This window comes from Mycolicibacterium boenickei, from assembly GCF_010731295.1.
In the GTDB taxonomy this organism is placed as follows: domain Bacteria; phylum Actinomycetota; class Actinomycetes; order Mycobacteriales; family Mycobacteriaceae; genus Mycobacterium; species Mycobacterium boenickei.
The window spans coordinates 3,492,948-3,509,140 of the sequence record NZ_AP022579.1; the positions used below are offsets into that span (position 1 = coordinate 3,492,948).

The 16,193-nt window shown below is 65.7% G+C and carries 16 protein-coding genes; 6 read left to right on the plus strand and 10 right to left on the minus strand.

Going from position 1 to position 16,193, the window contains the following annotated elements; all coding sequences use genetic code 11:
- The first annotated feature begins 71 nt into the window (after positions 1-71).
- On the plus strand, positions 72-1,013 hold the full coding sequence (locus G6N57_RS16620) for a LysR family transcriptional regulator (RefSeq protein WP_077741396.1): 942 nt from the start codon (positions 72-74) through the stop codon (positions 1,011-1,013).
- 10 nt (positions 1,014-1,023) lie between these two features.
- On the opposite strand, the gene G6N57_RS16625 is transcribed toward G6N57_RS16620, so the two are convergent.
- The 7 genes from G6N57_RS16625 to iolC are packed head-to-tail and all read right to left on the minus strand — an operon-like array spanning position 1,024 to position 8,574.
- Positions 1,024-1,899 carry a sugar phosphate isomerase/epimerase family protein gene (locus G6N57_RS16625; RefSeq protein WP_077741395.1) on the minus strand — a complete coding sequence of 292 codons (876 nt, stop codon included), beginning with the start codon at positions 1,897-1,899 and terminating at the stop codon, positions 1,024-1,026.
- Positions 1,900-1,901: 2 nt separating this feature from the next.
- Positions 1,902-2,951 carry a Gfo/Idh/MocA family protein gene (locus G6N57_RS16630; RefSeq protein ID WP_077741394.1) on the minus strand — a complete coding sequence of 350 codons (1,050 nt, stop codon included), beginning with the start codon at positions 2,949-2,951 and terminating at the stop codon, positions 1,902-1,904.
- 7 nt (positions 2,952-2,958) lie between these two features.
- A complete protein-coding gene (locus G6N57_RS16635) occupies positions 2,959-3,864 on the minus strand; it encodes a sugar phosphate isomerase/epimerase family protein (RefSeq protein ID WP_077741393.1) in 906 nt (301 codons plus the stop codon).
- An 11-nt stretch (positions 3,865-3,875) separates the two neighbouring features.
- Entirely contained in the window at positions 3,876-5,837 is a 1,962-nt protein-coding gene (gene iolD / locus G6N57_RS16640) for a 3D-(3,5/4)-trihydroxycyclohexane-1,2-dione acylhydrolase (decyclizing) (protein ID WP_077741392.1), read from the minus strand.
- A gap of 4 nt (positions 5,838-5,841) precedes the next feature.
- A complete protein-coding gene (gene iolB, locus G6N57_RS16645; RefSeq protein WP_077741391.1) occupies positions 5,842-6,717 on the minus strand; it encodes a 5-deoxy-glucuronate isomerase in 876 nt (291 codons plus the stop codon).
- 2 nt (positions 6,718-6,719) lie between these two features.
- Complete coding sequence (locus tag G6N57_RS16650; protein WP_077741390.1) at positions 6,720-7,604, minus strand: Cgl0159 family (beta/alpha)8-fold protein; 885 nt, start codon at positions 7,602-7,604, stop codon at positions 6,720-6,722.
- On the minus strand, positions 7,597-8,574 hold the full coding sequence (gene iolC, locus G6N57_RS16655; protein WP_077742042.1) for a 5-dehydro-2-deoxygluconokinase: 978 nt from the start codon (positions 8,572-8,574) through the stop codon (positions 7,597-7,599). The genes G6N57_RS16650 and iolC overlap by 8 nt, the downstream gene beginning before the upstream one ends.
- A gap of 206 nt (positions 8,575-8,780) precedes the next feature.
- On the opposite strand from iolC, the gene G6N57_RS16660 reads away from it, so the two are divergent.
- The 4 genes from G6N57_RS16660 to G6N57_RS16675 all read left to right on the plus strand — a co-directional run bounded on the left by G6N57_RS16660 (position 8,781) and on the right by G6N57_RS16675 (position 12,601).
- Positions 8,781-9,518 (plus strand): GntR family transcriptional regulator, encoded by a 738-nt coding sequence (locus G6N57_RS16660; protein ID WP_077741389.1) that lies wholly within the window; start codon positions 8,781-8,783, stop codon positions 9,516-9,518.
- A 215-nt stretch (positions 9,519-9,733) separates the two neighbouring features.
- A complete protein-coding gene (locus G6N57_RS16665; RefSeq protein WP_077741388.1) occupies positions 9,734-10,720 on the plus strand; it encodes a substrate-binding domain-containing protein in 987 nt (328 codons plus the stop codon).
- Positions 10,721-10,722: 2 nt separating this feature from the next.
- Positions 10,723-11,781, plus strand: a complete 1,059-nt coding sequence (locus tag G6N57_RS16670) for an ABC transporter permease (protein WP_077741387.1) — start codon at positions 10,723-10,725, stop codon at positions 11,779-11,781.
- Positions 11,782-11,785: 4 nt separating this feature from the next.
- On the plus strand, positions 11,786-12,601 hold the full coding sequence (locus G6N57_RS16675) for an ATP-binding cassette domain-containing protein (RefSeq protein ID WP_036449034.1): 816 nt from the start codon (positions 11,786-11,788) through the stop codon (positions 12,599-12,601).
- A 34-nt stretch (positions 12,602-12,635) separates the two neighbouring features.
- Here G6N57_RS16675 and G6N57_RS16680 read toward each other — a convergent pair whose 3' ends face one another.
- Both G6N57_RS16680 and G6N57_RS16685 read right to left on the minus strand, forming a co-directional pair.
- Positions 12,636-13,145, minus strand: coding sequence for a nitroreductase family deazaflavin-dependent oxidoreductase (locus G6N57_RS16680; RefSeq protein ID WP_077741386.1), 510 nt, complete (start codon positions 13,143-13,145; stop codon positions 12,636-12,638).
- A 40-nt stretch (positions 13,146-13,185) separates the two neighbouring features.
- Positions 13,186-14,100, minus strand: a complete 915-nt coding sequence (locus tag G6N57_RS16685; RefSeq protein ID WP_077741385.1) for an AraC family transcriptional regulator — start codon at positions 14,098-14,100, stop codon at positions 13,186-13,188.
- Between the two features lie 151 nt (positions 14,101-14,251).
- Between G6N57_RS16685 and G6N57_RS16690 the strand changes: the two genes are divergently transcribed.
- The gene (locus tag G6N57_RS16690) at positions 14,252-15,334 is read left to right on the plus strand and encodes an aldo/keto reductase (protein ID WP_077741384.1); all 1,083 of its coding nucleotides are present in this window, start codon (positions 14,252-14,254) and stop codon (positions 15,332-15,334) included.
- A 76-nt stretch (positions 15,335-15,410) separates the two neighbouring features.
- Here G6N57_RS16690 and G6N57_RS16695 read toward each other — a convergent pair whose 3' ends face one another.
- Positions 15,411-16,187: a TIM barrel protein gene (locus G6N57_RS16695; RefSeq protein WP_077741383.1), complete on the minus strand. Its 777-nt coding sequence runs from the start codon at positions 16,185-16,187 to the stop codon at positions 15,411-15,413.
- Positions 16,188-16,193 lie beyond the last annotated feature (6 nt).

Consider the following 16,193-nt stretch of genomic DNA (forward strand, 5'->3'; position numbering starts at 1 on the left):
GGCCTGCATATTCGATATTTCACATGCAGTGATAGATGCTTTCTATCGAACGGTGACGAATGCGGGGAGCCATGGCGAGTGACGTGCTGCTACAGCAGCTCGACTACCTGCTGGCGCTGGCGACCGAACGGCACTTCGGCCGGGCGGCCGCGCGGTGCCACGTGAGCCAACCGACGCTGTCGGTGGCGATCCGCCGGCTGGAACGCGAACTGGGCATCGTCATCGTGCAGCGGGGAAAGCGGTTCGAAGGGTTCACCGAGGAGGGCCAGCGGGTCGTGACGTGGGCCCAGCGGATCGTCGCCGAACGCGACGACATGCTCGCCGACATCGACCGCATGCGCGGAAGGCTGACCGTCACGGCCCGGATCGGTGCGATCCCGACGGCGGTGCCCACCGGCCCGTTCATCACCACAGAGTTCCTGCGCCGAAACCCGGCCGCGTCGGTGCGCATCGAGGCGCTGTCGTCCCGCGAGATCGCGCGGCGGCTGGCCGATTTCGAGATCGACGCCGGATTGACCTATCTCGACGATGAAACCCCGCCCGGAACCCGGTCGGTGGAGATGTACCGGGAGCGTTATGTCCTGGTGGCGCCGGCCGATCATGCGCTGATGGATCAACCGGAGATCGCCTGGTCGGATGCGGCCGGGCTACCGCTCTGCGTGCTGACCACCACAATGCGCAACCGGCGCATCCTGGACGCCAACATGGCCGCCGAAGGCGTGCGGTACCGCCCCGTGGTGGAGGCGGACTCGGTGGACGCGCTGTATGCCCACCTGACGAACTCGCCGCGCGCGACCATCGCCTCCACCGCATGGCTGCCACAGCTCGGAGTGCCTCCGGGTTTCGCCGCGCGGCCGATGGTGCAGCACGGTCCACGTCCGGCGATCGGACTGGTGGTGCTCGACCGCGCGCCTGCGTCGATCGTGGCCGCCGCGCTCGTCGAGGTGGCCGCCGATCTCGACCTCGGAACGCGCATCGACGGCTGGTGGGCGTCGGCGGGGCGAGGGACCTAACCGGGGGAGGTCATCCGCGGAACTTCGTGACGTACTCGGTCATCGTCTTCAGCTGATACCGCGACACCTCAGGGGCGTTCTCGTCCTCGGCGAACACCGAGGACACCATGACCGTGTCCTCGCGGTCGTAGAAGCCGATTTCGCCCAGGCCGCCGAAGAACTCGTCCCAATCGATGTCGCCGTCACCGATTTTCAGGTGCTGGTGCACCCGCACCGGGTTTCCCGGCGGGTTGGTGATGTAACGCAGTCCATGGCTGCGGTGGTGGTCCATGGTGTCGGCGACGTGGACCAGGCGCAGTTTGTCGCCGGCGGCACGCATGATGTCAATCATGTTGCCGCCCATATGGTAGGTGTGGCACGCCACGTACACCATGCCGATGTTGGGGGAGTTGACCCCACGGATGATGCGCACCGCTTCGAGGCCGTCCTCGACGAAATCGTCTGGGTGCGGATCGATCCGGACATCGATGCCTTCGCGTTCGATGATCGGAAGCAGTTCCTCCATCGACCGGAAGAACGCCCGCTCGGACTCCTCGGCTTTCTCGGGACGGCCGGAGAACTCGGTGTTGATCACGTTGACGCCGAGGTCGACGGTGATCTGGATGACGCGCTTCCAGTTACGCACCGCGGCTTCCCGAGCGTCGGGGTCCGGGCTGGACCAGCGCAGCACCGGCAGCACCGACGCGATGCCCACCCCGGCATCGGCACACGCCTTGCGAAACGCAGCCACCAGTGCGTCGTCGGCACGCGGATGATTGAAGAACGGGATGAAGTCGCGGTGCGGGGTGAGCTGCAGGTACTCGTAGCCGAGTTCGGCCACCAGGCGGGGGAATTCGAGCAGCTCGTGGTCGTGGTGGAACGGCGTGGGATCCAGGGCGATCTTCATCGCTACGCCCCCGGGATCGACTCGCGCGCCACCATGTCCACCGTGACCGGAAGGCCGGTCTCCAGTGCCTTGACACCGGCCGCGCACACTGCCGCCGCGGCGTAGCCGTCCCATGCCGTGGGGCCGTCTGTGTAGTCCCCGGTCGAGCTGCCGTGCTGAACAGCGTCGACCCAGCGCTGGAACTCGATGTCGTAGGCCCGTCCGAACCGCTCCCGGAACCCGGGAGTGATGGTGCCACCCCAGGTTCCCGACGCGCCTTTGCGGATCAGCCCGACATCGAGTCCGATGAATGCGGAACCCTTTTCGCCGACCAGTTCGGTGCGCACCTCATAGGCCACTCCGGTGGTGACGAACAATTCGACGTCCACGTGCTTGCCGGAGACGGTGCGCATGACGGCGATCTGTGGGTCCTGAATGCCGTCGGGGGCACCGGGATTGACAGCCGGCTTCAGAATCTGGATGGAGTCGATCTCCTCGTCGAACAGGAACCGGGTCACGTCGACCTCGTGGACCAGGGAATCCTTGACGATCATGGAGCTGTCGAAGCTCGGCGGCACAGCCGGGTTGCGGTGTACGCAGTGCAGCACCAGCGCGCGGCCGAACTCGCCGGCGTCGAGCAGGGCCTTCAGCTGCATGTACTCCTCATCGAACCGGCGCATGAAACCGACCTGGATGAGCCGCTTGCCGAGCTCGGCCTCGCGCTTGACCACCTCGAGGGACGACTCGACATCGGTGGTCAGCGGCTTCTCGCAGAGCACCGGCTTGCCGTGCTCCAGACAGGCCAGCAGTTGCTTGTCGTGCGTCGGCCCTGGCGTAGCGAGTACGACGGCATCGACCTCAGGGTCGGCGATCGCGTCGAGCGGATCGGTGACCGCCCGGCAGCCCGGGATGCCTGCGGCAATGGTCTCGGCCTTCTCAGTGAGAAAGTCGTTCACCACGACGACTCGCGCGCCGGAAATCCGGCTGGTCAGGCGCGCGACGTGGTCGGCGCCCATGATGCCGACGCCGAGGACGGCGATGCGAAGGTCGTCCGTCGCTGTTGAATTGGGCATCGTGCTCCTAGTTGAAACGGACGGACGGGATGCCGCACGAACCCAAGTAGTGCCGGGTGCGCTTGGCGATGGGCAGGGGAGTGTCGACCTCGCACGGGTACATGTCCTGTTCGACGATCGCGAACACGTCGATGCCGAGCTTGTCGACCTCGGCGAGCAACGGCGGCATCTCCGGAATACCCAGCGGCGGTTCGGTCATCGCGCCCAGCTTGACGGCCTCGCCGAACGGCAGGTCCTCGGCCTCGACCTTGGCCCGCACCTCGGGGTCGACCTGCTTGAGGTGCAGGTAGCCGATGCGCTCGGGGGCCCGGCGGATGATGGCGATATTGTCGCCGCCGCAGTAGCTGATGTGTCCGGTGTCAAGACACAGGTTGACGAATTCCCCGTCGGTGCCGTCGAGGAATCGATACACGTTCTCCTCGGTGTCGACGTGGCTGTCGGCATGTGGGTGGTATTGCGCACGCACGCCGTACTTTTCGTACATGGCCTTGCCCAGTTCGTTCATGCCCTGGGTCTTCTTGCGCCACTGTTCAGTCGTGAGGTTGCGGTCTTCCAGCACCGCGCCGGTGGCGGGGTCACGCCACATCTCGGGGATCACCACGACGTGCTTACCGCCGACGGCGGCGGTGAGTCTTGCGACGTCCTCGATCTGCGTCCACACCGCGTCCCACGAATCGTCCTGATGCAGGTGCTCGAAAACGGTTCCGGCGGACAGCTTCAAGTTGCGCTGGGCGAGTTCGTCGGAGAGCTGCTGCGGGTCGGTGGGCAGGTAGCCGAACGGACCCAATTCGATCCATTCATAACCGGATTCGGCCACCTCGTCGAGGAAACGGGTATAGGGCGTCTGCTTCGGATCGTCGGGAAACCACACACCCCAGGAGTCGGGGGCCGAACCGACGAGAATCTTGCTCACTACGGGCTTCCTTAACGATCTGACGGGTTGACGAGGGGGCGTTGAACTTTCTTCCAGTCCGCATAGCGTTCGTAGGCGCTCTGGGTGGACTCCAACGTGGAGACCTCCGACACCGGGACGTCCCACCAGGACTGGCTGTCGGGTGCGTAGATCAGCGGATCGGTTTCTACATGGATCACGGTGACGGTGTCAGCGGCCTTGGCCGCCTTGACCGCATCGGTGAACTCCGCTGCGGTGGCGACCTTGATGACGTCGGCGCCCAGGCTCGCGGCATTGGCGGCCAGGTCCACGGGCAGTGTGTCGCCGTCGAGTCGCCCATCGGCGGTGCGATAGCGGTAGGCCGTGCCGAACCGCTGCGAGCCCAGCGACTCGGAAAGCCCACCGATGGAGGCGAATCCGTGGTTCTGCACCAGCACCGGGATGATCTTGACGCCCTCCTGAACGGCGGTCACCAGCTCGGTCGCCATCATCAAGTAGGAGCCGTCGCCGACCATGACGAACACGTCGCGATCGGGCGCGGCCATCTTCACGCCGATCCCGCCGGCGATCTCGTATCCCATGCAGGAGTAGCCGTACTCGACGTGGTAGCCCTTGCGGTCGCGGGTGCGCCACATCTTGTGCAGATCGCCGGGCATCGAGCCTGCCGCGCACACCACCACGTCGCGGGGCTCCGACAAGGTGTTGACCAGGCCGATCACCTGGTTCTGGTTCAACGCCGCGCCGTCCTCGCGGGTGGCGTAGATCTTGTAAGCCTCTGTGACGGTGTCCTCCCACTCTGCGGCCAGTTCGGTGACCCGCGAACGGTATTCGTCGCTGACGCGGTAGCCGTCCAGCGCGGTGCTCAGCGCCTCGAGGGCCTCACGGGCATCGGCGATCAGGCTGACCCCGCCCTGCTTCACCGCGTCCAGCGAAGCCACGTTGATGTTGACGAACCGGACCTCCGGATTGTTGAACGCGGTCCGGGACGCAGAGGTGAAATCGCTGTAGCGGGTGCCGATTCCGATGACGACGTCGGCTTCCGACGCAAGCGCGTTGGCCGCGGTGGTGCCGGTGGAACCGATCGCCCCGACCGACTGCGGGTGGTCGTAGCGCAGCGAGCCCTTGCCGGCCTGGCTCTCGGCGACCGGGATCCCGGTACCGGACGCCAGCGCGGCCAGAGCTTCTTCGGCACCGGAGTAGTGCACCCCGCCGCCGGCAACGACCAGCGGCTTGCGGGCTGAGGCGATGATCTCGGCGGCGCGCGCGGTCATCGAGCGCTCGGGCAACGGGCGGGCCACGTGCCAGGTGCGTTCGGCAAACAGTGATTCCGGCCAGTCGTGTGCCTCGGCCTGCACGTCCTGGGGGATCGATACCGTCGCGGCCCCGGTTTCGACGGGATCGGTGAGCACCCGCATGGCTCCCAGCAGGGCCGCCGGGAGCTGCTCGGGCCGCCAGACCCGGTCGAAGTAGCGGGACAGCGGCTTGAACGCGTCGTTGACCGTCACATCACCCGAGGACGGCAGTTCGAGCTCCTGCAACACCGGCGAACTGACGCGAGTGGCGAAGGTATCGGCGGGTAGCAGCAGCACCGGCAACCGGTTGATCGTGGCCAGAGCGGCCCCGGTGAGCATGTTGGTGGAGCCGGGGCCGACGCTGGCGGTCACCGCCCAGGTTTGCAGCCGGTCCTTCTGCCGGGCGTAGGCGGCCGCGCTGTGCACCATGGCTTGCTCGTTGCGGCCCAGTACGTACTTGAGTCCTGGCTCCCGGCCGGACTCCGCCGCTTCGAGCTCATCTTGCAGCAGCGCCTGGCCCAGCCCGGCCACGTTGCCGTGGCCGAAGATGCCGAAGCAGCCGGCGAAGAACTTGGACCGGACCCCGTCGCGCTCCACATATTGGTTGGCCAGGAAGCGAATGGCGGCCTGGGCCACGGTGAGTCGTATGGTGCCCTCGGCATCGACCAGTTTCCCGGTCGACTTGGGTGCGGTGGATACCACGGGATCAGGCTCCTTCGCGTCGGCCGGCGCCGAACGGCAGCCGGCGATCGATTTCCTGGTGTTCCCAGCTGCCCCGCAGCCAGGTGTGGTTCGGGTCGTCACAGATCAGCCAGGCCCGGTCGGGGCCGGACCCGGCCATGACGTTGAGGTAGTACATGTGGTGGCCCGGTGCCGCGATCGACGGACCGTGATAGCCGTGTGGCACCAGCACGACGTCGCCGGTGCGGACTTCCTCCAGCACCTCGATCGGGCGCTCCGGAGTGCCATAGACCCGGTGATAGCCGAATCCTGGTGTACCGGCCGGGCTGTCGTCGATCTCGAAGTAGTAGATCTCTTCCAGCTGGGTCTCCATGTCGGTGTTCTCGTCGTGTTTGTGCGCCGGGTAGCTCGACCAGTTGCCGCCCGGGGTGATGACCTCACAGGCGATCAGCGAGTCGGCCTCGAACGTGGTCGCGGTACCGAAGTTGTGCACCTGGCGACTGCAGTTGCCCGCACCCCGAAGCTCGACGGGGACATCGGCGGCGGCGCGCCGCCGGTTCGGAAACGACCGCGTCGCACGAGCACCGCAGATCGCAAAGCGGCCCGCACCGGAGAGCCGGTATTCCTGGCCGATGCCGAGATAGACCATGTCCGCAGGGCCGTCGAAGACCGAGGATCGCGGGGACAGTGCGAACGTTTCCCCGCCGCACTCCACGGTGCCGCCACCGGCTAACGGAAGGATCATCACCTCGGTGTCGCCGGTGTGCAGTTCTGCCGACTGGCTGTCATCCAATTCCAGTACCCGCAAGGATGATTCGGCCCACCCGGCGGATTCCGGGGTGACGTCGACGGTGAACGGCAGTTCGGCGCTGCGGGCCGGGATGTATAGCTTCGAATGCATCGTCACCTCACCAACTTCACCGCGGTCGCCACCGCGGAGCGGACGTCGTCGTCGGGCGGATACAACAGCGTGCGTCCGACGATCAGGCCCCGCACCGACGGCAGGGCCAGCGCTTTCTCCCAGGATGCGAACGCCGCGTCGGGATCGGTCGGGTCGCCGCCCAGCAGCAGGGTGGGCATGGTGGTCGACTCCATCACCCGATCCATGTCGTCGACGACCGGAAGCTTCATCCAGGTGTACGCCGAGGTCGAGCCCAGGCCCTGGCTGATGTGTACCGACTTGATCACCGCGTCGGGAGACAGGTCGTTGCGGACCTTGCCGTCGACCCGGCTGGACATGAACGGCTCCAGCATGGCGATCAGGCCGTGTGCGGCGAGCGCGTCGACCGCCTGGGCGCATGACGCCAGCGTGGACACCGTCCCGGGATCGTCGAGGTCGATGCGGCACAACATCTTTCCGCCGTTCATGCGGGCGGCGGCCGTCGATGCCGCGGTGGCGCCCGTCATCCGGTCGTCGAGCTCGAACGCCGATCCGGCCAGCCCGCCCCGGTTGAACGAAGAGAACACCACCTTGTCCTCCAACGCGCCGAGCAGCAGCAGGTCGTCGAGGATGTCGGCGGTGGCCAGTACCCCGTCGACTCCGGGGTCGGCGAGTGCGGTGCACAGCCGGTCGAGCAGGTCGGTGCGGCTGTTCATCGCGGTGGGCCGGGATCCGACGGCGAGTGCGCCGCGGGCCGGATGGTCCGCTGCGACGATCATGAGCTTGCCGTCGCCCCGCACGGTGGGACGGGTGGTGCGGTGCTGCCATGCCGCGGCGATCGTGCCGGGCTCGGACGCCCGCAGTTCGGTGATCGCGGCGTAGTCCGTGCACACGGTCGGTTTAGACATTGACAGCCTCCACGGCGGTTTGTTCGGCGAGGGTGGCCACCTCCACGGCGGTCGGCATCGCGGTCGAGCATTCGAGCCGGGACGCGACGATGGCCCCGGCGGCGTTGGCGTAGCGCAGGGTCTTCTCCAGCGGCCAGTTGTGCAGCAGACCGTGAATCAGGCTGCCGCCGAAGGCATCTCCGGCGCCGAGGCCGTTCACCACGTCGACTTCGTTCGGTAGCACGGTGACCGAACTCTGCTTGGTCTTGCCCAGCACGCCGCGCGGCCCCTGTTTGACGATGGCCAGCTCCACACCGAGGTCGAGCAGGGCGTCGGCGGCCTTGTGCGGGTTGGCCTCGCCGACCGCGATCTCACATTCCTCGCGGTTGCCGACCGCCACCGTGACATGCTGCAGTGCTCGCTGAACCTGTTCGGTGGCCGCGGCCGGGGTATCCCAGAACATCGGCCGGTAGTCGAGGTCGAGGACGGTCAGCGGTGCTCGCCCTCGAATCTCCCAGGCGGCAAAATGCGCTGCGCGGCTGGGTTCTTCGGACAACCCGGTGACCGTCGACCAGTACAACCGGGCGCTGCGCACGGCTTCGGCGTCGATCTCGTCGGGGCTGATCTGCAGGTCCGGGGCCGAGGGTTTGCGGTAGAAGTACAGCGGGAAATCGTCGGGCGGGAAGATCTCGCAGAACGTTACCGGCGTGGGGAACTCGCCGTGGGTGGTGACGAAGCGGTTGTCGACGCCAAGAGTCGCGAGTTCGTTGCGCACGTACCGGCCGAACGGATCGTCCCCGACCCCTGAGATCAGTGCGCTGCGGTTGCCCAGACGCGCTCCTGCGACCGCGACATTCGCGGCGCTGCCGCCCAGGAACTTGCCGAACGACGTGACCTCCTCGAGGCCCACGCCGATCTGCAGGGGATAGACGTCGACTCCGCTGCGCCCGATGGCAAGGACATCAAATGCCTTGTTGGCGGTATCTGTCACGGTTGACTCCCGAATGCGGTGCGTATGCGAGTAGGCATGAATTCGAGCGGTGGCGAGTGCTGCGCTCTCGTTGTCGAGCGTGCGCTCCGTCACGCGCTCATGTCAAGACTTTGTTCGGACATTCTTACTTTCAGTCATTAGGCAGGTACGCTGAGAATCCGCACCGCGCAAGCCCGGCGTGGACCACACGAGGATCGGAGCGAGAGTTGACCCCGACGCTGTCCGTCGAGCTCGACCGTTCGAGCCCGGTGCCGTTGTACTTCCAGGTAGCCCAGGTCTTCGAGAAGGCGATCCTGGACGGACAGCTCAAGCCGGGGGACCGGTTCGAGAACGAGCTCGCTCTGGCCAGCCGGCTCAACCTGTCTCGGCCGACCACTCGGCGCGCCATTCAGGAACTCGTCGACAAGGGTCTGCTGGTTCGCAAGCGCGGCGTCGGCACGCAGGTGGTCCAGACCCCGGTGCACCGCCCCGTGGAGCTGACCAGTTTGTACGACGATCTGGCCCGCGCGGGGCAGGAACCGGCCACCAAGGTGCTCGAGTACTCGATCGGGCCGGCTTCCGACGAGGTCGCCGGATGGTTGAATCTCCCGCCCGGCAGCGAGGTTGCCACGATGCGCCGCCTGCGCACGTCGAATGGCCAGCCGTTGGCCGTGATGACTAACTATCTGCCCGCTGCTCTGGCGCCCGACGAGGAACAGTTGGAACAGTCGGGCCTGTACCGGTCCCTTCGTTCGCGGGGTGTCCACATCAGGCTGGCTCGGCAGCGGATCGGGGCCAGGGCGGCCAGTCGGGACGAGGCGCGCCTGCTCGACGAGAAGCCGAAGGCCCCGCTGTTGGTGATGGAGCGGACGGCGTTCGACGATTCGGGCCGCATCGTGGAGTACGGAAGTCACGTCTACCGCGCCTCGCGCTACTACTTCGACACCACCCTCGTGGACCGCTAGATACCACTGAAACCGTTCTATCCCTGCATGTTTCGCCATCGATTGGCCGCGCGGCACCGGTGCTCCGGTGCCGCGTTCGCGTTTGATATGCAGTCCTAATGTCCGAACAAAGTCTTGACTTTCGAATGTGAGCGGTATTACATCGACTGCGAGGCCGTGTCGCTTGTCAGTCAGACGCATGAGCACCGCGGCGACGTCGATGGCAAGGAGAAACAATGAGGTTCAGTCGGCTCGCGGTGATAGCTGCGGCGGGTGTGCTGGTGATGGGCGCCGCGGCGTGCTCCAGCACCGGTGGAAAGCCGCGCGGCAACGGTGGCGGAATGGGCGGCGGCACCGTCGACACCCCCCGGGCCACCATCGCGATGATCACCCACGAGGTGCCGGGTGACTCCTTCTGGGACCTGGTCCGGAAGGGCGCCGAGACCGCGGCGAAGAAGGACAACATCGAGCTGCGCTACTCCTCCGACCCCGAGGCGCCCAATCAGGCCAACCTGGTCCAGACGGCCGTGGACAGCGGCGTGCAGGGCATCGCGGTGACGCTGGCCAAGCCGGACGCCATGAAGGCGGCCATCGAAAACGCCACGGGCAAAGGCATTCCCACGGTCGCGTTCAACGCCGGTCTCGATGCCTGGCAGAAGATCGGCGTCAAGGAGTACTTCGGTCAGGACGGCTACATCGCCGGACAGGAAGCCGGCCGGCGGCTCACCGAAGAAGGCGCCAAGAAGGTGCTGTGCGTGATCCAGGAACAAGGCCACGTCGACCTGGAGGCCCGCTGCGCCGGCGTCAAGAACACCTTCCCGGCGACCGAAACGCTCAACGTCAACGGCAAGGACATGCCGTCGGTCGAGTCGACCATCACCGCCAAGCTGCAGCAGGACCGGTCGATCGACTACGTCGTGACGCTCGGCGCGCCGTTCGCGCCGACCGCGGTGCAGTCGGTCCGCAACTCCGGCAGCTCGGCCAAGGTCGGCACGTTCGACACCAATGCCGCACTGGTCGACGCGATCAAGAACGGTGACGTCCAATGGGCCGTCGACCAGCAACCGTTCCTGCAGGGCTACCTCGCCGTCGACTCACTGTGGCTCTACCTCAACAACGGCAACGTCATCGGCGGCAATCAGCCGACACTGACCGGTCCGTCGTTCATCGACAAGACGAACATCGACTCGGTCGCCGAGTACGCGAAGAACGGGACGCGCTAGACATGAGTACCCAGGCAGACCTCAATCTGGAAACACACAAGGTCATCCGCGATGAGCGGGTCAAGGAACAGAACAAGCTGCAGCGCTTGCTGATTCGCCCCGAGATGGGTGCGGCGATCGGTGCGATCGGCATCTTCGTACTGTTCCTGATCGTCGCCCCGCCCTTCCGGACCCCGGAAGCCCTTGCCACGGTGCTCTACGCCAGTTCGACAATCGGCATCATGGCCGTCGGGGTGGGCGTGCTGATGATCGGCGGTGAGTTCGACCTGTCCTCAGGCGTCGCCGTCACCACCGCATCGCTGTCCGCCTCGATGCTGTCCTACAACCTGCACCTGAATCTGTGGACGGGCGCCGTCCTCGCGCTGGTGATGGCGCTGGCCGTCGGCTTCTTCAACGGCTACATGGTGATGAAGACCAAGATCCCGTCGTTCCTCATCACACTGAGCACCTTCTTCATGCTGGCGGGCATCAACCTCGCGGTCACCAAGCTGCTGTCCGGCCAGGTCGCCACCCCGAGCGTGTCGGACATGGAGGGATTCGATTCCGGCCGAGCAGTATTCGCCTCGTCGTTCAACATCCTCGGGGTGTCGGTGCGCGTCACCGTGTTGTGGTGGATCCTGTTCGTCGTCATCGCCACCTACGTGCTGTTCAAGACCAAGATCGGCAACTGGATCTTCGCCGTAGGAGGTAACCAGGACAGCGCCCGCGCCGTCGGTGTTCCGGTGATGAAGGTGAAGATCGGCCTGTTCATGGTGGTCAGCTTCTGCGCCTGGTTCGTCGGCATGCACCTGCTGTTCGCGTTCAACACCGTGCAGTCCGGCCAGGGAATCGGCAACGAATTCTTCTACATCATCGCCGCGGTGGTCGGCGGATGCCTGCTCACCGGTGGCTACGGCACCGCGATCGGAACCCTGATCGGTGCCTTCATCTTCGGCATGACCAACCAGGGCATCGTCTACGCCGGGTGGAACCCGGACTGGTTCAAGTTCTTCCTCGGCGGGATGCTGCTGTTCGCGGTGATCGCCAACAACGTCGTCCGTAACTACGCAGCGAAAAGGTAAGTAGATGAGCACAACTGCTGAAGCCCCGATCGCGGAGACCCCGTCGGGCGGCGCGGTGCCGCTCGTCGAACTCAAACACGTCGGCAAGAGCTACGGAAACATCATCGCGCTCAAGGACATCAACCTGCGAGTGGGTGCCGGCGAGGTGACGGGCGTGCTCGGCGACAACGGTGCGGGCAAGTCCACGTTGATCAAGATCATCGCGGGTCTGCACAAACCCACGGAGGGGGAGTTGCTGATCGACGGCACGCCCACCGTGTTCGACTCGCCCAAGGACTCGCTCAAGGCCGGAATCGCGACGGTGTACCAGGACCTGGCGGTGGTCTCGCTGATGCCCGTGTGGCGCAACTTCTTTCTCGGAAACGAGTTGCGCAAGAAGGGCATCCTGCCGTCGCTGGATATTTCCGCGATGCGCGCGACCACCATTTCCGAGCTGCACAAGATGGGTATCGACCTGCCCGATGTCGACGCGCCGATCGGCTCGCTGTCAGGTGGCCAGCGTCAGTGTGTGGCGATCGCGCGGGCGATCTTCTTCGGGGCCCGGGTGCTGATCCTCGACGAGCCGACGGCGGCTCTCGGCGTCAAGCAGTCCGGCATGGTGCTGCGCTACATCACGGCTGCCAAGGAACAGGGGTTCGGCGTCATCTTCATCACCCACAACCCGCACCACGCGCACATGGTGGGTGACCACTTCGTGCTGCTGAACCGTGGACGGCAGAAACTGGACTGCACCTACGACGAGATCTCGCTGGAAACCCTGACCCAGGAGATGGCCGGCGGCAACGAACTCGAGGCGCTCAGCCACGAACTCCGCCGCTAGCTTCTGCTCGGCGAGCGTGCGTGTCTGCTGAAACTCACCGGCGCGTCAGCGCGAACACCCGCAGGTCGCGGTCGGTGCGGGTCTGGTAGGCCCGGTACATCGGGTAGGCGAGAAACCGCTGTAGAGCCGCGTCCCGTTCGCCGTCCGCCAGCAACGTCGCTGTGACCGGGATGTCTTGCCCGGCCATCGATATCGAGGCCTGTGGTTCGGCCACCAGATTGGTCGACCACGACGGATGATGCTGCTGGCCGAAGTTGCTACCCATCACCAGGAGGCGGTCGCCTTCGTGGACGTAGCTGAGCACAGAGGTGCGCGGCAGGCCGGATTTCCGACCGGTGGTAGTCAAGAGCAGTTCGGGCATCGACAACGGACCGAACAACGAGAAGCGGCCCTTGGTGCGGTTGACCACGCGTTCGTCGAACGGGACGATCGCGCGGATCACCTTCGAACCGAACGGGGATGCGGCGAACGCGAACACCGGCTTGAACAACGGCGAGATGTCGTCACGCCCCCATTTGCCGTGTGGGAAGGATGCCTCGGACATCCCGCCATTGTGCGCGGGCCGGCCGGGTGGCGCGACGGAATCACAGCAAGCGCGTCGGTTCTTCCGATGGCCCGGCCGTGCGCAGCCGCGCTGCGTCCTGGCCCGGAGGTGCACCGAACATCCGGCGGTATTCGCGGTTGAACTGAGAGGGGCTGTCATAGCCCACCCGGTGGCCGATCCCGGCCACGTCGCCGAAATCGGCCAGAAGCAGGGATCGGGCTTGCTGCAACTGGATTCGCTTCTGAAACTGCAACGGACTCATGGCAGTCACTGCGCGGAACTGCCGGTGAAAAGCAGACACGCTCATGCCGGACATCTTGGCGAGTTCCTCTACCCGGACGGGCTCGGCGAAGTTGTCCCGCATCCAGGCGATCGCCCGGTTGATGTGGGACAGATGGCTGTCGGCCAGGGCGATCTGACGCACTGTGGCACCATGCCTGCCGGTCAGCACTCGCCACAGGATCTCCTGTTCGATCAGCGGTGCGAGTACCGGGGCATCCGCGGGACGCTCGAGCAGACGCAGCAGCCGGGCGACGGCGTCGAGCAGGTCCGCGTCGGCATCACCCGTGGCGATCGCCGGGGCGGCTGCCCGCGACCAGGATTCGGCAGGCGCCTGCAGCGTCAGCGCCGCCAAGGTCGCGGGGTGCAACACCAATCCCATCGCCAGCGACGGATGCGTCGCCGTGGTGTCCAGATAGTGGCCCGTGACGGGCAGGCTCGCGGCCACGATCAGATACTGCCCTGCGCGGTATTCGAATACCGCGTCACCGAGCAGCAGCTGTTTGCCGCCTTGGGCCATGACGACCAGCAGGGGTTCTGTCAGCGAGTAGTCCGGGCTCTGCGGGCCGGCGACCTTCGACAGCAGCAGGCCGTCGATGTCCGTACTCAAGTCGGGGCGGGCGTGCACGTCGATCAACCGGCGTATCTCGGCGAGTGAATCGGATGCGGTGCGCATGACATCACCCAACCATCCGTGGTCGCAGCAATAGTCAGATAGACGCAAGTTGAGCAGGATTGTGCAAGAACGGGCGACGATCGATCTACCGCTGCTGCGGGCGTGAAGCTTCGATGGGGATATCCAATTCTTCTACCCAAGGAGCAATTCCATGTCACTGGACAGCTACGTCACTCTCGGTCGGTCAGGTCTGCGGGTCAGCCCGTTCGCGCTCGGGGCTATGACATTTGGAGAGGATCCTGGCGCTGCGGGAACCACTGTCGAGGAATCCGAGCGCATCCTCGCCGCCTACCTGGACCGCGGAGGGAACTTCATCGACACCGCCAACTTCTACACAAACGGGCACTCCGAACGGATCCTCGGCGACTTCTTCGCCCGCAGCCCGGGCCGCCGTGAACGGGTCGTGCTGGCGTCGAAATTCTTCAGCAATCTGTTCCCCGGGGATCCGAACGGTGGTGGCGCCGGTCGATCGTCGATCATCGCGCAGCTGCACGAAACCTTGCGTCGCATGCAGACCGACTATCTGGACGTGTACTGGTTGCACAACTGGGATCGACACACGCCGATCGAAGAGACCATGCGTACGCTCGACGATCTGGTGCGCGCGGGCACCATCCGGTACATCGGGTTCTCCAACACGCCGGCCTGGGTCACCGCCCAGGCCCAGACCATGGCATTGCTGCGGGGCTGGACACCGCTGATCGCGTTGCAGGTCGAGTATTCGCTGTTGGCCCGCACAGTCGAAGGAGAATTGGCGCCGCTGGCACTGGACCAGGGCATGGCGCTGGTGCCGTGGAGCCCGTTGAAGAACGGCTTCCTGTCGGGCAAGTACCGTCGCGGCGCCGACGTCGTGGATTCTGCGCGCGCCGCGTACGTCGGCGGTCCGAGCGAGGACGAGTACGTCGTCATCGAGACGGTCGCCGACATTGCCGACGAGCTCGAAACATCGCCGGCAGCAGTCGCACTGGCCTGGCTGCGCGCCCGCACCGGCACGGTGGTGCCCATCATCGGTGCCCGACGATTGGCGCACCTGGAGTCCAACCTGGCCGGACTCGACATCGAGTTGCAGGCCGATCAGCTCAAGCGCCTCGACAAAGTGTCGGCCCCCACGTTGAACTACCCGGCGGACCTGAACGGCGTCATGCGAACGACTCTGCAGTTCGCCGGCACCACTGTCGACGGTGAGCCGTCCGGCGTCTATCCGCCGCTGCTGGCAAGCGACGTTCGGTACTGACCGAGCATGCCCGAAATGCTGCTGCCTGACGGCGCGCCTACCAGCAGACACGCCCACTCGCGGTGCTGACGACGCGTCACGAGAACGCGGCGCGGAAGGCCTCCAACGCGGCGACGCTAGCGCCGGACGCGTAGGCCTCCATGCCGACCGGCCCGGTATAGCCGCTGTCCCGCAACGCCTTTGCCACAGCCGGATAGTGGATCTCGCCGGTGCCGGGTTCGCAGCGACCCGGCACGTCGGCGACCTGGATCTCGCCGATCGCCGACCCGGCCCGGCGCACCAGCTCGACGAGGTTTCCCTCGCCGATCTGGGCGTGATAGAGGTCGAGCATCATCTTGACGTTGGGATGATCGACGGCCTCGACGAGTGCCAGCGTGTCCTTGGCGCGGGCCAACGGAACGCCGGGGTGGTCGACGATCGTGTTGAGGTTCTCCAGGCAGAACGTCACGCCGGCATCGGCGCCGAGTTCGCCGAGGGCTTCGAGTCCACGCAGCGCGGACAGCCACATGTCGCCGGTGGCCCGGTACTGCGGCCGGGCGGCCTGCCCGTCGACCAGCTCGCCGGGATGCACGACGAGTCGCGGAACCCCGAGGACCGCCGCGGCTTTGATCGCGGCCTCAGCGGTCCTGACCACTTCGCGGGCGCCGTCGGCGTCGTAGAGATCGCCGTGCAGATATCCGGTCATCGACGAGAACCGGGCGCCGGTTGCGGCCAGCGCGTCGAGATCTTTATCGGTGAAGCTCCAGATCTCCACGGAGAAGCCGAGTTCGGCGATCCGCCGGGCCCGCTCGACGATGTCGAGGTCGGTGAAGACCATCTCGGCACACACGGCCAGTTCGAATGTCTGGGTCATCTTCCT

Excerpts from the sequence above, each read along its gene's own strand:
- G6N57_RS16695 (WP_077741383.1), bottom strand. The coding sequence starts at position 16,187 with ATGACCCAGACATTCGAACTGGCCGTGTGTGCCGAGATGGTCTTCACC.
- G6N57_RS16690 (WP_077741384.1), top strand. The coding sequence starts at position 14,252 with ATGTCACTGGACAGCTACGTCACTCTCGGTCGGTCAGGTCTGCGGGTC.
- G6N57_RS16620 (WP_077741396.1), top strand. The coding sequence starts at position 72 with ATGGCGAGTGACGTGCTGCTACAGCAGCTCGACTACCTGCTGGCGCTG.
- G6N57_RS16675 (WP_036449034.1), top strand. The coding sequence starts at position 11,786 with ATGAGCACAACTGCTGAAGCCCCGATCGCGGAGACCCCGTCGGGCGGC.
- G6N57_RS16680 (WP_077741386.1), bottom strand. The coding sequence starts at position 13,145 with ATGTCCGAGGCATCCTTCCCACACGGCAAATGGGGGCGTGACGACATC.
- G6N57_RS16685 (WP_077741385.1), bottom strand. The coding sequence starts at position 14,100 with ATGCGCACCGCATCCGATTCACTCGCCGAGATACGCCGGTTGATCGAC.
- G6N57_RS16650 (WP_077741390.1), bottom strand. The coding sequence starts at position 7,604 with ATGTCTAAACCGACCGTGTGCACGGACTACGCCGCGATCACCGAACTG.
- iolB (WP_077741391.1), bottom strand. The coding sequence starts at position 6,717 with ATGCATTCGAAGCTATACATCCCGGCCCGCAGCGCCGAACTGCCGTTC.
- G6N57_RS16625 (WP_077741395.1), bottom strand. The coding sequence starts at position 1,899 with ATGAAGATCGCCCTGGATCCCACGCCGTTCCACCACGACCACGAGCTG.
- G6N57_RS16630 (WP_077741394.1), bottom strand. The coding sequence starts at position 2,951 with ATGCCCAATTCAACAGCGACGGACGACCTTCGCATCGCCGTCCTCGGC.
- G6N57_RS16665 (WP_077741388.1), top strand. The coding sequence starts at position 9,734 with ATGAGGTTCAGTCGGCTCGCGGTGATAGCTGCGGCGGGTGTGCTGGTG.
- G6N57_RS16670 (WP_077741387.1), top strand. The coding sequence starts at position 10,723 with ATGAGTACCCAGGCAGACCTCAATCTGGAAACACACAAGGTCATCCGC.